Source organism: Microbacterium sp. (assembly GCF_035687345.1).
Lineage (GTDB): Bacteria > Actinomycetota > Actinomycetes > Actinomycetales > Microbacteriaceae > Microbacterium.
In genome coordinates, this window is record NZ_DASRXZ010000012.1 from 1 (window position 1) to 17,709 (window position 17,709).

Sequence of the window (17,709 nt, forward strand, 5' to 3'; positions counted from 1 at the left end):
CCGAGAACGCGTACACACGTGCCAGAACCGCGCACCTCCAGCCGTTGCGCGACCGCATCTTCGCCGAGATCAAGGGCCGCACGCTCGAGACCGACCTCTCGGTGCCGACGCGCCGCGGCGACTGGTGGTACTACGGGCGCACGGTCGAGGGCAAGCAGTACGGCATCCAGTGCCGCGCTCCCCTCGCCTCCCCCGACGACTGGACCCCGCCCGAGCTCACCCCCGACGTCGAGGTGCCGGGCGAGCAGGTGCTCCTCGACGGCAACGTCGAGGCCGAGGGGCACGAGTTCTTCTCACTCGGCAGCTTCGAGGTGTCGAACGACGGCACGCGCATGCTCTACGGCGTCGATGTCGCGGGCGACGAGCGCTACACGATCCGCGTGCGCGACCTCGTGACCGGCGAGCAGCTGCCCGACGAGATCCCCGGTACGTTCGCGGGGGCGACCTTCTCGCCCGACGGGCGCTTCATCGTCTACACCACCGTCGACGACGCATGGCGGCCCGACACGGTGTGGCTGCACGAGCTCGGCACCCCCGTCTCCGAAGACACGAAGCTCTTCCACGAGCCCGACGAGCGGTACTGGGTCGGCGCGGGCTTCACGCGCAGCGACCGGTACCTCGTGATCGGCCTGGGTTCGTCGATCACGAGTGAGGAATGGCTCGTCGACGCGGACGACCTCCGCTCCGAGCCGCGCGTCGTGTGGCCGCGCGTCGAGGGCGTCGAGTACGACTCCGAGCACGCCGTGGTCGACGGCGAGGACGTGCTCTACGTGCTCCACAACGACGGAGCGCTCGACTTCGAGCTCGTGAAGGTCGCGGCATCCGACCCCGCCGGCCCTCGTGAAGTGGTGATCCCACACGAGCCCGGTCGTCGCCTGCTGGGCATGTCGACGTTCCGCGACTGGGGTGTCGTCGCCTACCGGCGCGAGGGCATCGCCCGCATCGGCCTGCTCGACTACGTCGACGGCGCCGTGCGCGAGATCGTCTTCGACGAGCCGCTGTACTCGGTCGGCACGGGCGGCAACCCCGAGTGGGCTCCCCCCCTGCTGCGGCTCGGCTACGGCTCGTTCGTGACTCCGAGCACCGTCTACGACTACGAGATCGCGACCGGCGAGCTCCACCTGCGCAAGCGCCAGCCCGTGCTGGGCGGCTACGACCCCGCCGACTACGCGCAGGCGCGCGTGTGGGCGACCGCGCAGGACGGGGTCCGCGTGCCCATCTCGCTCGTGTGGAAGCGCTCGTTCGGCGAAGTGGGCTCCGCCCCGCGGCCCGTGCACCTGTACGGTTACGGCTCGTACGAGCACTCGATCGAGCCCGCGTTCTCGGTGCCGCGCCTGTCGGAGCTCGACCGCGGCGTCGTGTTCGCCGTCGCGCACGTCCGCGGCGGCGGCGAGCTCGGTCGCCAGTGGTACGAGGACGGCAAGCTCCTCGCCAAGCGGAACACGTTCACCGACTTCGTCGACTGCGCACGCCACCTCGTCGAGAACGGCTACACGACGCCGCAGCAGCTCGTCGCCGAGGGCGGCTCGGCCGGTGGACTGCTCATGGGCGCGGTGGCGAACCTCGCGCCTGAGCTGTTCGCCGGCATCCTCGCGGATGTGCCGTTCGTCGACGCGCTCACGACGATCCTCGACCCGTCGCTGCCGTTGACGGTCATCGAGTGGGACGAGTGGGGCGACCCCCTGCACAACGCGGACGTGTACGCGTACATGAAGTCGTACTCGCCGTACGAGAACGTGCGAGCGGATGTCTCGTACCCGAAGATCCTCGCCGTGACCTCGCTCAACGACACGCGCGTGCTGTACGTCGAGCCGGCGAAGTGGGTCGCGCGCCTGCGCGAGGTCGGGGCCGACGCGCTGCTCAAGTGCGAGATGTTCGCCGGCCACGGCGGCGTGAGCGGGCGCTACAACGCCTGGCGCGAGCGCGCGTTCGAGCTCGCGTGGCTGCTCGACGTGCTCGGCGTCGCCGACGCCTGAGCGCGCTGCGCACGCGCCACGACCGCCCTCCCTCTCCCCTCGTCCGCTGCTCCTCCCCTCCTCCGCTCCTCGCCTCCTCGCCTCCTCCCCTCTTCCCCTCCTCCCTTTCCGAGATCAGGACATCTGGCCTACGCAGGAGGTTCCGCCGCAGAACCTCCTGTTTTCGCCAGATGTCCTGATCTCGGTAGGGGCGGAGGCTGCGGATGCCGCGCCGACAGCTCCTCCCCAAGTCGAACAGGCGTCGAAGTCGGCCTCACATCGCGCCCCCGAACACATAAGGTGACGAACTCCGAACGACAATCGCCGGATGGCGTCCGGAACTCTCCGCTCATCAGACCGGCGCGGCGCGCTTGTCGCCTGGATTCGTCGACGACACGGCGTTGCCCACACGTCGGATGCGCGTGCGCAGGGCTTCACGGCCTACGACATCAGCGACACGGTAGCCGCCGGCGGGCTTGTGCGCGTGCGGCGTTCGTGGCTCGTGACTCCGGACTGCGATGGCCGGCGCGTTGCCGCTGCTCGCGTCAGCGGCAGACTGACGTGCGTGAGCGCAGCCGAGGTTCGCGGATTGTGGTCCCCCGATCGCGAGGTGCCGGCAGTGCACGTCGCGGTCGCGTCGACTGCTTCTCGTTTCGCCTCGGACGGCCTTCATCTGCACTGGGGACGTGGACCGTCCCCCGTCGGGCGCAACGCGAACGAGGATCCGATTCTCAATGTGCTCTTCCATGTCGCGCATTGCCTGCCGCATAGCGACGCCCTCGCGGTCTGGGAGTCGGCGATCCGCAGAGGAGAAGCCGACCCCGACGTGCTCGCTCGCGTCGCGTGGCGAAGCACGCAAGCATCCGAACTCGCGGATTCGGCCTCATCCCTTTCGGATTCCGGACTCGAGACCCGATTCGTCGACGGAATGCGAACGGCGGGCGTCGTCGTTCGTCAGCAGGTCTGGATCGATGGGCACCCGGTCGACGGCCTCATCGGCACGTCGCTCGTCGTGCAGATCGACGGGTTCGCGCACCACGGGACGGCCGCCGACCGTCGCCGAGATATCGCCGCAGACGCGCGACTGACGGTTCGCGGGTACGTCGTACTCCGGTTCGACTACCAGCAGATCCTCTTCGACTGGAACCGGGTCCTCGACACGGTCCTGACGGCGATGGCGCAGGGCGCGCACCGGCGTCGAGTGCAGTCACGCGTGTGATCCTCCGCGCGGCGCGAGTCCGGCTCGCTGGCCACCTCTGCGCATCCTCCGCGCCGCCCGAATCAGGACATCTGGCCACCTCAGGACCACTCAGGGCGATTTCCCCTGATTTCGCCAGATGTCCTGATTCGGGCGAAACCCCAAACCCGAAACCCGAAACCCGAAACCCGGAACCCCGACGGGGCTGACACCCGGATGCAGCGGCCTGAGCCGCTCAGCCGAACAGTGCCGCGGCCTCTTCGTAGCGGTAGAGGGGCACCGTGTTGAGCTCACCCAGCGCGTCGATGAACGGCACGCGCACGATGTCGGTGCCGCGCAGGGCCACCATCTGGCCCCACGCGCCGTCGACGACGGCATCCGCCGCCGCGAGGCCCAGGCGCGTCGCGAGCACGCGGTCGAAGCCCGACGGCGAGCCGCCGCGCTGGATGTGACCCAGCACCGTCGCGCGCGTCTCGATGCCGGTGATGCGCTCGATCTCGGGCGCGAGCACCTCGCTGATGCCGCCGAGGCGCGGACGGTTGAAGGCGTCGAGACCCTTGTCGCTGTAGGCCTCCTCCATGCCCTTGAGCGTGAAGCCCTCCGACACGACCACGAGCGGAGCGCGACCACGGTCGTGGGCCTTCGAGACGAGGTCGCAGATCTCCTCGATCGACATCGGCACCTCGGGGATGCAGATCGCGTGGGCGCCCGCCGCCATGCCCGCGTGGAGCGCGATCCAGCCGACGTGGCGGCCCATGACCTCGGCGACCATGCAGCGCTGGTGCGAGTCACCCGTCGTGCGCAGGCGGTCCATCGCATCCGTCGCGATGTTCACGGCCGTGTCGAAGCCGAACGAGTAGTCGGTCGCGCGCAGGTCGTTGTCGATCGTCTTCGGCACGCCGAGCACGTTGATGCCGTCGTTCGACAGGCGGTTCGCGGCCGCGAGCGTGCCCTCGCCGCCGATCGCGATGATGCCGTCGATCCGGTGGCCGTAGAGCGTCTTGGCGATGTTCTCGGCGCCGCCCCGCGGACCCTCGTACGGGTTCGTGCGGCTCGTGCCGAGGATCGTGCCGCCGACCTTCGAAAGGCCCTTCACCTCGTGGCGCGTCAGCGGGAAGAAGTCCGCGTCGACGACGCCCCGCCACCCGTCGCGGATGCCGACGAACTCGAGGTCGTACGACGTCGTGCCCTTGAGCACGACACCGCGGATGACCGCATTGAGTCCGGGGCAGTCGCCGCCGCTGGTCAGGATACCGATCTTCATGCTGAGTCCTCGCTGTCGGGTGAGTCGTCGGCGACGGTGCCTCACCTGAGATTAGTGCCGGACGAGGCGGGCGTGCCACACGGCGCCGACCGACTGGTGGAAGCCCGCGTGAGCTGGGCGGACGAAGCGGATGCCGCGACCCGGCGGCCGCGGCATCCGTCGCCCTTCGAATCTCCGTCAGACCTGCGGCTCGCCCTTGCTGCCCTCGCGCGCCGCGCGCTCGTCGGCCTCGGCGCTGTCGATCGCGTCGTCGTCGATGTCGCGGTCGAGCGGCTCTTCGCTGTCGGGCGCGAGGGCGCCGTCCGGCGTGCCGAGGAGCCGCGCATCGGGCTCGTTGGTCGTGGGCTGTGTGGGATCGGACATCGTCGCCTCCTCGTATCGGTGGCGACGACGCTACGAGCGCCGGACGTGCGTGCGCGACGGGGTTGACTCGGGCGCGCGAGCGGGTCTCGGAACGGTCCGCTCCCCCGGGGCTCACTCGGCGCCGAGAGCGCGGCGCGTGAGGTGCATGAGCGCCGACAGCTGCACCGAGTCGCTCGACTGCGGGTCGACCGCGATGCCGTCGAGGGCGCGCTGAGCGAGGCCCTGCTTCGAGTCGATGAGCTCGGCGATCTTCGTGTCGATCGTGTGCGCCGCGATGATGCGCCACGCGGTGACCGGCTCGTCCTGCCCGATGCGGTGCACACGGTCGATCGCCTGCGTCTGCTCGGCGGCCGTCCACGACAGTTCCGCGAGCACCACGTTCGACGCCGCCTGCATGTTCAGACCCACGCCCGCGGCGGTCAGCGAGCACACCGCGATGCCGACGCCGGGATCGTTGTTGAACGCGTCGATCGCCTGCTGGCGCGCTGGGGTCGTCTGGTCGCCGCGGATCGACACAGTGCGCAGGCCTGCGGCGGCGAAGTGCGCCTCGGCCTGGTCCATGACGTCGATGTGCTTCGCGAAGAACACGACCTTGCCCACCGAGCGCTGCAGCTGCACGGCGTAATCGGCGGCCAGCTGTGCCTTCGCCTGACCGATCTTGCGCACCATGGTGAAGACGTTCTCGGCGCCCGTCCCGGCGGCCTTCGACTCGTCGAGCTCGTTCTGGGCCACCATGCGTACGATGTCGTCGTCGATCTCGCCGGGCGCCATGACGCGGTGCGAACGCGACTCGACGATGCGGCGGTACCGCGCGGCGAGGCGCTCGCCCAGCTCGCGCTCCGCCTGGCGGATCGACCTGCCGTACTCGTCGTCGAGCTCGACGGGGAGGTCGGCGATGAGCTTGTCGGGGAGGTCCGCCGCGACATCCGTCTTGAGGCGCCGCACGATGCCCATCGAGATGACGGCGTCGCGCGCCTCGGGGTAGAACGCCTTGTCGGCCGGCGTGAGGCCGGTCGCGTCGAGCTTCTCCATGAGGGCGGGCCCGGGCTTCTCGCCCGACGGCACCGTCCAGCCGAGGAACCGCCAGATCGCGTCGAAGTCCTCGACGTCGTTGATGAGCGGGGTTCCGGTCAGGGCGAGCATGAGCGGGTCGCGCACCTGTTCGCGGATGCGGCCGGCGAGCGCGAGCACGTTCTGCGAGCGCTGCGACGTGAGGTTCTTGATGAAGTGCGCCTCGTCGACGACCATGCCCTTCAGCCCGATGGTCGACAGCCACGAAAGGTGTCGGTCGAGGATCTCGTAGTTCACGATGAACACGTCGGCGAACGCGTCGATGTCTTCGCCGTCGCCGTGGATGACGGTGGCGCGACGCTGCGGCGTCCAGCGCTCGACCTCGCGGGCCCAGTTCATCTTGACGACGTTGGGCACGACGGCCAGCAGCGGGTAGGCGCCGGCGACGGATGCCGCGAGCACCGACTCCGCGGTCTTGCCCAGGCCCGGCTCGTCGGCGAGCAGGAACGTGCGGTGGCCCTGCCGGACGGCCTCCAGGAACCGCGACTGATGCGGCATGACCTCGAGTCCCTTGGGCGAGACGCGGTCGAACTCGGGGACCGGGGGAAGCTCCATCGTGGCCGAGCCGCCTCCGGCGCCCGTCTCGAACGCCTTGTACAGCGGGCCCATGAGCTCCCACCCGTCGAGGCGACGGCGCGGGGTCTCCTTCGGCAAGCGCAGCGTGAGGTCGGGAGCGAGGAACGGGTTCGCCTCGCGGCGCGACTCGACCTGCGGCGGCACGACCTGGCGCTCGGCGAGCGCTGCGGGCACGACGGGAGCGGCGACCGGCGACGGGATGTCGGCGATGACGAGCTCCTCGTCGGGCAGCTCGGCGCCGGACTCGAGCAGCCAGTCGCGGCGCATGCGCCGCGCGACCGGCGACGTGGCCTGGTCGGCCTCGAGCAGCTGGATGAGCGACGTGTCGCGCGCGGCGGTCTTCGCGAGGATCGTCGCGACGCCGTCGAGGCGCTTGAGAAGCTCGGCGCGCGCGGCATCCGTGATCGTCGTGTCGTTCTTGACGCGCGCACGCTCCTCGCGGACGAGGAACGCGATCACCTGGAACTTGACGCGGTTCGTCGGGCCGAGCTTTCCGCGCTGGGCCTTGGCCTCGACCTCGCGCACCTTGCGCGCGAGGATCGGGATGATGGGGGCCTCGTCGTCGCGGCGCGCGGACGAGGACTTGCGGCGTCGGGACGCCGTCTGGGCGGGTGCCGTGGTCGGCATGCTCCTCCTGAGCGTGTGTGCCGGGATGGCCGGCTGACCAGTCGGGACGGGTCATTCATGCGTGCTCCCGCGGGCGGCGGATGGCGCCGTCACGGACGCGGGACCGGATGCCTCGCCCGCCGGCCGCTGGCACTCGCTTCTGCGAGCTGCGACGTCGACGGAACGGGATCTCCGCTTACATTCTAGCGGAGGCGGGCCGGATGCCGGGCGACTCAGCTCCAGAGAGTCGCGACGATGTCTTCCGTGTACCCGTCGGGCGTGAAGTTGATGTAGCGCGTCGAGATCCACACGGAGTCGCGAAGGACGTGCACCTCGCCGTGGATGACCTCGTTGTCGTCGAGGTCGATCGTGCGCTGTTCGACGCGGCACACCGTGCCGCCGAGCTCGTCGCCGCATCCGAATCCCGCGTCGAGCATCGCCGCCTGGAGCGTCTCGGCCTGGTCCGCGCCGATCACGGTCACGTTCGTCGCGAGTCCGAACTCGCTCGGCTTCCCCCAGGAGCAGCGGAGCGTCGTCACGCCCGATTCGAGGATCTCGATGCCGTCGACGACCTCGGTCGACAGCATCGTCACGCCGAGGTCATTCAGCGGTGGGTTCTGCTGGTTGAGCGACGCGAGCATGTCGGCCGAATAGATGTCCTCGCACGCCGTGGGCACCTCGATCCCCGCGTCGGGCATGTTCGACTCGATCGGAGTCGGCTCGGTGGGCTCCGGCTTGGGCGTGACGGGCGTGACCGTCGGGCTGGGCGACGGACCGGGCTCGGGCTGGCACGCCGTCACGAGCGCCGCCCCGGCGACGAGGAGCGCCACGACTGTCGCGACGCGCGCACGCGAGTCGAGATGGTTGCGCGCGCTCGGTCCGCGGCGACGGCGTTCTGTCGTCACTGATCCTCCCGGGGTTCGTCCTCCCGAGACTACTCGCGCCGCGCCGTCGCCTGCTGCCACCGCTGCAGCGTGCCGGGATCGTCGGTGACGATCCCGTCGACCCCGAGAGCCGTCACCGCGTCCCACTGCCGGTCGCTGTTGAGCGTGTAAACGACGACCCGCAATCCGGCGGCGTGCAGCTCGTCGACGACATCGGGTCTGTCGAGCACGGCGCGCCGATCGACCACCACTCCTCTCGCGCCGGCCTTGCGCGCGGCATCCGCCACGTCGTCGGGCAGACGCTTCATGATCACGAGCCGCGGGATCACGTCCGACACGGCGCCTACGAGGGCGAGGCTGCGTGCATCGAAGCTCGCGAGGACGACGTTGTGTTCGAGCCCGCGCGTCTCGACGTCGGCGACCAGGCGCGCGGCGGCCGGCTCGTCCCAGCGCCCCTTGAGCTCGACGATCGCGCGACGGCCCGCGCCCTCGAGCACGTCGAGGAACTCGCCGAACGTCGGCACCCGCGTGCCCGCGAAGCGCGCGTCGAACCACGATCCCGCGTCGAGCTCGCGCACCTCGGCGAAGGTCAGGGCCGACAGCGGCCCCCGGCCGTTCGTCGTGCGGTCGACGGTGGCGTCGTGCATGAGCACCGCCACGCCGTCGGCCGTCAGGGCGACGTCGACCTCGACGTAGTCGTAGCCGTCGGAGAGTGCCGCCTCGATCGCGGGCAGGGTGTTCTCGGGCGCCGTCGCTCCCCCGCCGCGGTGGCTCGCGATGAAGGCGAGGTCGCCGGGCGCCCGCGTGTCGCCGAGGAGCTCCTTCGAGCTCACGCGCGCGGGCGTCGCCCCGAGGAACGCGATCACCAGGCTTGCGACGGCCAGCACGCACACGACGACGAGGGCCTGCATCCGGTCTCGGGCTCGGGTCGCGTCGAGGGCCGGCTCTTCGGGCATCGGGCATGTCCTCCGGGTCTTGCGCCGCGTCCTCGTCGACGCGGTGGGAACACTCTACACAGGCCCGTTATCTTTTCGTTACAAATCTCGGATTCACGCTTCCCATCCCGTGTGTCCGCCGCGATCGATATCGTGGGCCGCATGGCCGAGACGATGACGCGGGACCAGCGGCTCGTCCTGTGGATCGCGGTGCTCGCTTCGTTCGTGTCGTTCCTCGACGGCACGGTCGTCAACGTCGCCCTGCCCGCGATCGCGGACGAGCTCGGCGGCGGCCTCACGACGCAGCAGTGGGTCGTCGACGCGTACCTCGTGACCCTGGGGGCGCTCATCCTCGTGGCGGGGTCGCTGAGCGACGTCTTCGGCCGCATCCGCGTGATCGTCGTCGGACTGATCGGCTTCGGTGTGACGTCCGTCGCGATCGCCCTCGCGCCGACGGCCGAGTTCCTGATCGTGACCCGCGCGCTGCAGGGCGTCGCGGGCGCCCTCCTGGTGCCGAGCTCCCTGGCGCTCATCACGGCGAACTTCCGCGGACCGGCGCAGGCGCGCGCGATCGGCATCTGGACGGCGGCGACGACGGTCGCGCTCATCGCCGGACCCGTCCTGGGCGGCCTGTCGGTCGACTTCCTGTCGTGGCGGCTCGTCTTCCTCATCAACGTCGTGCCGATCGCGGTGACGCTGTGGCTGCTCGCGGTCCTCAAGCAGCGCGACGTGCGTCGCCCCGGGGCGACGGTCGACTGGTTCGGAGCGCTCCTGTGCACGATCGGCCTCGGCGGCGCTGTCTTCGGCCTCATCGAGGGTCCGCGGCTCGGGTGGGGGTCCCCCCTCATCGTGACGACCCTCGTGGTCGGCGTGCTCGCGTTCGCGGGGTTCATCGTGCGCCAGGCCCTCGCGCGCGACCCGATGATGCCGCTCAGCCTCTTCCGCGTGCGCAACTTCTGGACGGGCAACGTCGCGACGGCCTTCATCTACGCCGCGCTCGCGCTCAATGGTCTCGTCGTGGTCGTCTACCTGCAGGAGGGCGCGGGGCTCTCGGCGACGGTGGCGGGGCTCGCGAGCCTGCCGATCACGATCCTCATGATCGTGCTGAGCTCGCGCATCGGGGCCCTCGCCGGCAAGTGGGGCCCCCGGCTGTTCATGACGACCGGTCCGCTCGTGATGGCCGTCGGATCGGCGCTTCTGCTGACGGTCAGCGCGGACTTCGACTACTGGTGGCAGGTCTTGCCGAGCATGATCGTGTTCGGCCTGGGTCTCGCGATCACGGTCGCTCCGCTCACCGCGGCGATCCTCGGCGCGATCGACCCGTCCCGCAGCGGCATAGCGTCGGCTATCAACAACGCGGTCGCCCGTGTCGCCGGACTCATCGCGATCGCGATGCTCGCGGTGATCGTCGGCGGCGCGCTCGACCTGCGGGGCTTCCATCAGGCCGCGATCGTCACGGCCGTGCTCATGGCGATCGGCGGGATCGTGTCGTTCGCCGGCATCCGGAACCCTCCGAAGAACACGGCGGATGCCCCCGACGCCCCGCCCGTCGTCGAGAAGTCAGACGACGCCTGAGCGCGCCGAGAGCACCGCGTCCCACAGCGCGTCGGCGACCTCGCGCTTCGAGCCCTTCGGCTCGGCGACGACGTCGCCGCGCGCGTCGATGATGTGGAGCGCATTGGCGTCGCTCTCGAAGCCCTTCGCCCAACCGACCTCGTTCACGGCGAGCAGGTCGACGCCCTTGCGGGCGCGCTTGCGGCGACCGCGCTCGAGCAGCTCGTCGTCCTGCGCCGTCTCGGCCGCGAATCCGACGATCGTCTGGCCGTCGCGGCGCCGCTCGACGAGCCCCGCGAGGATGTCGACGTTCTCCTCGAGGTCGAGCCGCAGGCCTTTCGCCCGCCCCTCCTTCGAGAGCTTGCGCGGCGACACCTCGGCGACGCGGTAGTCGGCGACGGCGGCCGCCATCACGACGACCTCACGGTCCTCGGACTCGGCGAGCACGGCATCGGCGAGCTCGGCGGCCGTGCCGGCACGGACGATGCGGATGCCGGCGCGCCCGGATGCCTCGGCCAGCACCTGCCCGTCGACGTGCGCCGCGACGAGCACGACGTCGGCCCCGCGATCTGCGGCCGCGACCGCGACCGCGACGCCCTGCTTTCCGCTCGAGCGGTTGCCGATGTACCGGACGGGGTCGATCGGCTCGCGCGTGCCCCCGGCGGAGACGAGCACGCGAAGGCCCGCGAGGTCGCCGGGCACGGAGCGCGCGACGGCGAGCGCCGCTTCGACGATGCGCTCGGGTTCCGACATCCGTCCCGGCCCGGAGTCGCCACCCGTGAGCGGGCCGTCGTCGGGCCCCACCACGTGCACTCCGCGCACGCGCAGGACCTCGATGTTGTGCTGTGTCGCGGGGTGCCGCCACATCTCGGTGTGCATCGCCGGCGCGACGACGACCGGTGCGGTGGTCGCGAGTAGGGTGGTGCCGAGGAGATCGTCCGCGAGCCCGGCGGCCATCTTCGCCAGCGTGTTCGCCGTGGCAGGCGCCACGATGACGAGGTCGGCGCGCTGCCCGAGGGCGACGTGTCGCACCTTCGCGACATCCTCGTGCACGGACGTCGTCACGGCGTTCCGGCTGATCGACTCCCACGTGGGCAGTCCCACGAAGCGCAGGGCGTCCTCGGTCGGCACGACGTGCACGTCGTGCCCGTCGAGCACGAGCAGCCGCACGAGCTGGACGGTCTTGTACGCGGCGATCCCGCCCGTGACACCGACGACGACGAACACGACACCGATCCTCCCACGGACCCCACCCAGTCAGGAGACCCCGCCTCGATGTGCACCGTGATCCTCCGCGTCCCTTCCGACCCCCGCGCGCCGGTGCGCGTGCTCGCGATCCGCGACGAGGATCCGGCGCGGGCGTGGCTGCCGCTCGGCGAGTCGTGGCCCGACACGCATCCGGGAGTCGTCGGCGTGCGCGACGCGCGTGCGGGGGGTGCGTGGCTCGCGGCCGACCCCGCGAAGGGGCGCCTCGCCGTGCTGCTCAACCGCGCCGACGTGGCCACCCGTCCCGAGGAGGAGCTCGTGTCGCGCGGCGGCATCGTGCTCGCCTCAGTGGAGGGCCGGTCGCCCCAGGGCGAGCCCGCGACCCACGGCTTCAACCTCGTCGAGGTCGACGGCGGGCACGCGCGCCTCGTCACGTGGGATGCGGCAGCCCTGCGCACGACCGACCTCGAACCCGGCACGCACATGATCGCGCACGACGACGTCGACGACCCGCGCACCGCCCGCATCGAGCGATGGCTCCCGGAGTTCCGCGCAGCGGAGCTCCCCGACACGGACGACGGGTGGTGGGTCCCGTGGCTCGAGATCGTGGAGCGCTCGACCGAGCTCCCCCACGACGACGACCGAACGATCATCCGCGACAACCGTCCGTTCGGCTACCCGACGCTATCGCTGCTCGTGTGCGCGGCATCCGTCCGGCCTTCGGCGGTCGACCTCCACTACGCCGAGTTCGACGAGCCCGGCCGGTGGAACGCGCTCGCGCTCCGCTAGTCCTTCCCGCGTGGCGATGCCCCCGCGAGATCAGGACATCTCGCGGAGTCAGGAGCTTGTTACGCCGAAACTCCTGTCGCGGCCAGATGTCCTGATTCGGGCGAAGGGGAAGCGTGTCGGTGAAGGGTGAAAGGGACGGGCTGCGGCGCGGGCACGCCCGACGTCGTCCCTAGACGAGCGACTTCGGGTGCCAGACCGTCTTCGTCTCGGTGAACTGCGCGATGCGCGCGAGGCTGGGGGCCGCGGCATCCGGTCCCTGCTCCGGCGACGTGACGCGCGTGAGCGTCTGGGCCGCGGCCATCTGCAGTTCGATCCAGTCAAGCTCGCCCGCGCCCGTGAGGTCGAGCCCGTGCACGTCGGGGTGCGACGCGAGCCACGGCGCGATCTCGGCCGGCGAACCGGTCAGCACGTTGACGACACCGGCCGGCACGTCGCTCGTCGCGAGGACCTCGCTCAGGCTGATCGCCGACAGCGGGTAGCGCTGCGACGCGACCACGACGACCGTGTTGCCCGCGACGAGCGCCGGAGCGACCGTCGAGACGAGCCCGAGCAGCGCGGAGTCCTGCGGCGCGATGACCGCGACGACACCGGTCGGCTCGGGGACCGAGATGTTGAAGTACGGACCCGCGACGGGGTTGCCGTTGCCGGCGACCTGCGCGAACTTGTCGCACCAGCCGGCGTACCAGACCCACCGGTCGATCGACTCGTCGACCTCGGCCGTCGCGACCGCGTTCGAGACGCCCGTCTGCTGCACGATCTCGTCGACGAACTGCGCACGACGCCCCTCGAGCATCTCGGCCACGCGGTAGAGCACCTGGCCGCGGTTGTAGGCCGTCGTACCCGACCAGCCCTTGACAGCGCCGTCGGCCGCCGAGACCGCGTCACGGGCATCCTTGCGCGACGCCATGGCCGCGTTCGCGAGGAAGTCGCCCTTCGCCGAGACGACCTCGTACGAACGGCCCGACTCGCTGCGGGGGAACTTGCCCCCGACGAACAGCTTGTAGGTCTTCGGCACGGTCAGTCGCTTGCTCACGCTGCTCCCTTCAGGTAAGCGGCGAGTCCGTGGCGCCCGCCCTCCCGGCCGTAGCCGGACTCCTTGTAGCCGCCGAACGGCGACGACGGGTCGAACCGGTTGAACGTGTTCGCCCACACGACGCCCGCGCGCAGCTTGTCCGCGACCGCCAGGATGCGCGAGCCCTTCTCGGTCCAGATGCCGGCCGAGAGGCCGTACGGCGTGTTGTTCGCCTTGGCGATCGCCTCGTCGGGCGTGCGGAACGTCAGCACCGACAGCACAGGGCCGAAGATCTCGTCGCGCGCGATGCGATGGCTCGTCTGCACGTTCGTGAAGATCGTCGGCGCGAACCAGAAGCCCTTGTCGGGGATCGCGCAGTCGGCGGTCCACCGCTCGGCGCCCTCCTCGTCGCCGATGCGACTCAGCTCGCGCACGCGGTTGAGCTGCTCGAGCGAGTTGATCGCGCCGATGTCGGTGTTCTTGTCGAGCGGGTCGCCCAGGCGCAGCGTCGACAGGCGCGCCTTGAGCCGCTCGACGACCTCGTCGTGGATCGACTCCTGCACGACGAGACGACTGCCGGCGCAGCACACCTGGCCCTGGTTGAAGAAGATCCCCGTCACGATGCCGTCGACGGCCTGGTCGATCGGCGCATCCTCGAAGATGATGTTCGCCGCCTTCCCGCCGAGCTCGAGCGTCACCTTCTTGTCGGTGCCGGCGACGGCCTTCGCGATCTCACGGCCGACGGCTGTCGAGCCGGTGAAGGCGACCTTGTCGACGTCCGGATGCCGCACCACGGCCGCGCCCGTCGCACCCGCGCCCGTGACGATGTTCACGACGCCCGGGGGCAGGTCGGCCTGCTGCAGGATCTCGGCGAACAGGAGCGCTGTGAGCGGAGTCGTCTCGGCGGGCTTGAGCACGACCGTGTTTCCTGCGGCGAGCGCCGGGGCGATCTTCCACGCGAGCATGAGCAGCGGGAAGTTCCACGGGATGACCTGGCCGGCGACGCCGAGCGCCCGCGGGTTGGGGCCGAGGCCGGCGTAGTCGAGCTTGTCGGCCCACCCCGCGTAGTAGAAGAACCACGCGGCCACGAGCGGGATGTCGACGTCGCGGCTCTCCTTGATGGGCTTGCCGTTGTCGAGGCTCTCGGCCACGGCGAGCTCGCGCGAGCGCTCCTGGATGAGCCGTGCGATGCGGAACAGGTACTTGCCGCGGTCGCGGCCGCTCATCTTCGACCACGTCTTGTCGAACGCACGACGTGCGGCGGTGACGGCCGCGTCGACGTCCTCGTCGCTCGCGGTGGCGACGGTCGCGATGCGGGACTCGTCGGCGGGCGAGATGGTCTCGAACGTGCCACCCGTGCCGGGGTGGAACTCGCCGTCGATGAACAGCCCGTATTCGGGCTTGAGCGAGAGGATCGCCCGCGACTCGGGAGCGGGTGCGTACTCGAGGAAACTCATGGGGAACTCCGGAATCAGTCGATCGTCACGTAGTCGGAGCCCGTGTAGTGCCCCGTCGCGATCTTCTTGCGCTGGCGCAGGACGTCGTTGAGCAGGCTCGACGCGCCGTAGCGGAACAGGTGCGGCTGCAGCCACTCCTCGCCCGCGATCTCGGCCACGGTCACGAGGTACTTGATGGCGTCCTTGGACGTGCGGATGCCGCCCGCGGGCTTCACGCCGATGCGCTCGCCCGTCGCGCGGTACCAGTCCCGCACGACCTCGAGCATGAGCAGCGTCGTCGGCAGCGTCGCCGCGGGCTGGACCTTGCCGGTCGACGTCTTGATGAAGTCGCCGCCCGCGAGGATCGCGAGCCACGAGGCGCGCTTGATGTTGTCGTACGTCTTGAGCTCGCCGGTCTCGAGGATCACCTTGAGCGACGCGTACGAGCCGTCTTCGCGGCGGCACGCCTGCTTCACGCGGGCGATCTGGTCGTAGACCTGCCCATAGCGTCCTGCGAGGAACGCGCCGCGGTCGATGACCATGTCGATCTCGTCGGCGCCGTGCGCGACCGCGTCGGCCGTGTCGGCGAGCTTGACCTCGAGCGACGCGCGGCCACTGGGGAATGCCGTCGCGACCGCCGCGACGCTGATGCCGCCTTCGTCGGGGTCGCCGTGTGCGTCGCCGAGCGCCTCGACGGCGTACGGCACCATGTCGCCGTACACACAGACCGCCGCGACCCGCGGGCACGTCGGGTCGGAAGCATCCGGATTCATCGCCTTGGCGACGAGCGACCGCACCTTGCCGGGCGTGTCTGCGCCCTCGAGGGTCGTGAGGTCGATCAGCTCGATGATCTTGTCGAGCGCCCACGCCTTCGACGTGGTCTTGATCGATCGGGTTCCCAGGTCTGCGGCGCGCTGCTCGAGGCCGACCGCGTCGACGCCGGGCAGTCCGTGCAGGTAACGCCGCAGCGTCGTGTCGTCGGGCTCGCCGCCGAGCAGCTCTACCGCCCGTTCGGGAAGCGTCTGGAGTTCGGTCCGGCTCATCGCTCTTCCTCTGTGTCTCGGTGGGGTGGCGCGGGCCTCCGCCCACCCGCTTCGGATCACGGCCCGCCGGTCTGCACCGCGGCGGAGTGCCGCACCAGCACGACCACCCCGATCGCCACCACGACGACGAAGGCGATCGTGAGCGCCCAGAACGCGAACCAGTTCTCGTCCAGCGCGAGCACGATGCCCGCCGCCACGACCGCGATGATGGCCGCGGCCAGCTTCGATCCGAACTTCAACCCTACTCCGGGCGTGAGGCGCCCGGCCGGCGAGTCGCCCCGCGCGAGGATCAGATCGGCGAACGCGTCGAGGGTCGCCAGCAGCGACGCGGCGTACGCGACGGCGCACCCCAGCGCTCCCCAGAGATTCACGCTCGCCGGCGACGCTGCCACGGCGAGCACGGTGTCGAGAAGATCCACGAGCCGATCGTAAGACACACCACCCGGGAGTGCGCCCTACGCGTCGGGTGACGCCGTCGCCGCGGGCGCGTCCTGCGGCCTCCCGGGCAGCGGGGCGAGCACCGGAGCGACGAGCTCGTCGACGGTGATGCCGCGTCGGTCGGCCTCGGCGACCAGACGCGCGGCGAGGTCGCGCGGCATCCGTCTCGCATCGGCGCCCTGCGCGTCCGGCAGCAGCAGCGACAGCACGGGCACGACGATCGCGCCCAGCGCCGCGAGGATCGCGATGACGCCGAACGTGCGCCAGAACACCTCGCCGATCTCGGTGGCCCAGATCATGTACACGACCATGCCGAGGGTCGCCGCCATGAGGAGGAGGGTCATGCCGAGGCCGACCCGCACGGCGGTCCTGCGTCGGTCGGCGAGCAGCAGCAGGAGGGACGCGAGCGAGAATGCCGCGGATGCAGCGACCGCCGTCCACGTCCAGCGCATGAGGTCCGGCCACCAGTCGCCGAAGTCGCCGCGATACCAGACCAGGAAGATCACCAGCAGCGCGGCGATGACCGACACGGCGGCGCCGATGAAGCCGAAGACCTGGAGAGTCCGCCCGACGAGCGCGACGCAGCACAGGACGGCGACGCTGAAGGCGCCGACGACGGCGGTCGTGGCCAGCACACGGCCGGCTTCGTCGCCGAGCGGGGCCCCGAGCAGCACGGCGATTCCGCCGAGGGCCGCGAGTCCGAACGAGGCGATGATGATGCCGACGATGACCCGGCGCGCGACCGAGACGGCGGGTGCGGGGGTGTTCACGCCAACGACTCTCGCACACGCCCCACGTCGTCGGCCATCTTCCGCACGAGCTCGTCCACGCCGTCGAACGCGATCATGCCGCGGATGCGCTCGACGAACTGCACCTCGACACGGTGCCCGTACAGGTCGAGATCCGTCTCGTCGAGCACATGCGCCTCGACCTGCCGCACCGGCACGTCGTCGAAGGTCGGGTTCGTGCCGATGCTGATCGCGGCGGGATAGCGGGTGCCGCGCCGCAGGCCGTCCGCGGATCCCTCGTCGATCAGCCAGCCCGCGTACACGCCGTCGGCGGGCACGAACCCCTCCAGGTCCTGGCTGAGGTTCGCCGTCGGGTAGCCGAGCGCGCGTCCCCGCTCGAGGCCGTGCACGACCTCGCCCCACACGGCCGGAGGGCGTCCGAGCAGCTTCGCCGCGGTCGCGACGTCGCCCTCGGCGAGGAGCTCGCGGATCCAGGTCGACGACACACGGCGGCCCTCGTCGATCGCGCGCACGTCGTCGACGACGTCGACGGCGAACCCGAGCTCGCCGCCGAGCTCCCGCAGGAAGGCGGGGTCGCCCGCTCCCCCGCGCCCGAAGCGGAAGTCGGCGCCCACGAGCACGGTGCGCGCG

Annotated in this window: 16 protein-coding genes; 4 read left to right on the forward strand and 12 right to left on the reverse strand. The window is 70.6% G+C overall.

Features of this window, described 5'->3' with window-relative positions:
- Together VFF97_RS01080 and VFF97_RS01085 are read left to right on the forward strand one after the other, a co-directional pair.
- Positions 1-1,976: S9 family peptidase (locus VFF97_RS01080; RefSeq protein ID WP_325031646.1), on the forward strand; the 1,976-nt coding region annotated here is incomplete at its 5' end.
- A 907-nt stretch (positions 1,977-2,883) separates the two neighbouring features.
- The gene (locus VFF97_RS01085) at positions 2,884-3,174 is read left to right on the forward strand and encodes an endonuclease domain-containing protein (protein ID WP_325031647.1); all 291 of its coding nucleotides are present in this window, start codon (positions 2,884-2,886) and stop codon (positions 3,172-3,174) included.
- A gap of 214 nt (positions 3,175-3,388) precedes the next feature.
- On the opposite strand, the gene VFF97_RS01090 is transcribed toward VFF97_RS01085, so the two are convergent.
- From VFF97_RS01090 to VFF97_RS01110, 5 genes are all read right to left on the reverse strand, one after another.
- A complete protein-coding gene (locus VFF97_RS01090) occupies positions 3,389-4,417 on the reverse strand; it encodes an ATP-dependent 6-phosphofructokinase (RefSeq protein ID WP_325031648.1) in 1,029 nt (342 codons plus the stop codon).
- Positions 4,418-4,594: 177 nt separating this feature from the next.
- Positions 4,595-4,780 (reverse strand): hypothetical protein, encoded by a 186-nt coding sequence (locus tag VFF97_RS01095; protein ID WP_325031649.1) that lies wholly within the window; start codon positions 4,778-4,780, stop codon positions 4,595-4,597.
- 111 nt (positions 4,781-4,891) lie between these two features.
- Positions 4,892-7,054 carry a DEAD/DEAH box helicase gene (locus VFF97_RS01100; protein ID WP_325031650.1) on the reverse strand — a complete coding sequence of 721 codons (2,163 nt, stop codon included), beginning with the start codon at positions 7,052-7,054 and terminating at the stop codon, positions 4,892-4,894.
- 212 nt (positions 7,055-7,266) lie between these two features.
- The gene (locus VFF97_RS01105; protein WP_325031651.1) at positions 7,267-7,938 is read right to left on the reverse strand and encodes a hypothetical protein; all 672 of its coding nucleotides are present in this window, start codon (positions 7,936-7,938) and stop codon (positions 7,267-7,269) included.
- Between the two features lie 29 nt (positions 7,939-7,967).
- The gene (locus VFF97_RS01110; RefSeq protein WP_325031652.1) at positions 7,968-8,873 is read right to left on the reverse strand and encodes a glycerophosphodiester phosphodiesterase; all 906 of its coding nucleotides are present in this window, start codon (positions 8,871-8,873) and stop codon (positions 7,968-7,970) included.
- Between the two features lie 141 nt (positions 8,874-9,014).
- Between VFF97_RS01110 and VFF97_RS01115 the strand changes: the two genes are divergently transcribed.
- Positions 9,015-10,427 (forward strand): MFS transporter, encoded by a 1,413-nt coding sequence (locus tag VFF97_RS01115; RefSeq protein ID WP_325031653.1) that lies wholly within the window; start codon positions 9,015-9,017, stop codon positions 10,425-10,427.
- On the opposite strand, the gene coaBC is transcribed toward VFF97_RS01115, so the two are convergent.
- Complete coding sequence (gene coaBC, locus VFF97_RS01120; RefSeq protein WP_325031654.1) at positions 10,413-11,633, reverse strand: bifunctional phosphopantothenoylcysteine decarboxylase/phosphopantothenate--cysteine ligase CoaBC; 1,221 nt, start codon at positions 11,631-11,633, stop codon at positions 10,413-10,415. The genes VFF97_RS01115 and coaBC overlap by 15 nt on opposite strands.
- Before the next feature lie 48 nt (positions 11,634-11,681).
- Here coaBC and VFF97_RS01125 point away from each other — a divergent pair, with 48 nt between their 5' ends.
- Positions 11,682-12,401: an NRDE family protein gene (locus VFF97_RS01125; RefSeq protein WP_325031655.1), complete on the forward strand. Its 720-nt coding sequence runs from the start codon at positions 11,682-11,684 to the stop codon at positions 12,399-12,401.
- A gap of 169 nt (positions 12,402-12,570) precedes the next feature.
- Here the strand turns inward: VFF97_RS01125 and VFF97_RS01130 are convergent, their stop codons facing one another.
- From VFF97_RS01130 to VFF97_RS01155, 6 genes are all read right to left on the reverse strand, one after another.
- Positions 12,571-13,434: an aldehyde dehydrogenase family protein gene (locus VFF97_RS01130; RefSeq protein WP_325031656.1), complete on the reverse strand. Its 864-nt coding sequence runs from the start codon at positions 13,432-13,434 to the stop codon at positions 12,571-12,573.
- Entirely contained in the window at positions 13,431-14,870 is a 1,440-nt protein-coding gene (locus VFF97_RS01135; RefSeq protein WP_325031657.1) for an aldehyde dehydrogenase family protein, read from the reverse strand. Before VFF97_RS01135 ends, VFF97_RS01130 begins: the two co-directional genes overlap by 4 nt.
- 14 nt (positions 14,871-14,884) lie before the next feature.
- Complete coding sequence (gene deoC / locus VFF97_RS01140) at positions 14,885-15,892, reverse strand: deoxyribose-phosphate aldolase (protein ID WP_325031658.1); 1,008 nt, start codon at positions 15,890-15,892, stop codon at positions 14,885-14,887.
- Positions 15,893-15,948: 56 nt separating this feature from the next.
- Positions 15,949-16,311 (reverse strand): hypothetical protein, encoded by a 363-nt coding sequence (locus VFF97_RS01145; RefSeq protein ID WP_325031659.1) that lies wholly within the window; start codon positions 16,309-16,311, stop codon positions 15,949-15,951.
- Between the two features lie 36 nt (positions 16,312-16,347).
- Positions 16,348-17,100 (reverse strand): hypothetical protein, encoded by a 753-nt coding sequence (locus VFF97_RS01150; protein WP_325031660.1) that lies wholly within the window; start codon positions 17,098-17,100, stop codon positions 16,348-16,350.
- Positions 17,097-17,709: riboflavin kinase (locus VFF97_RS01155; protein ID WP_325031661.1), on the reverse strand; the 613-nt coding region annotated here is incomplete at its 5' end. The genes VFF97_RS01150 and VFF97_RS01155, both read right to left, overlap by 4 nt.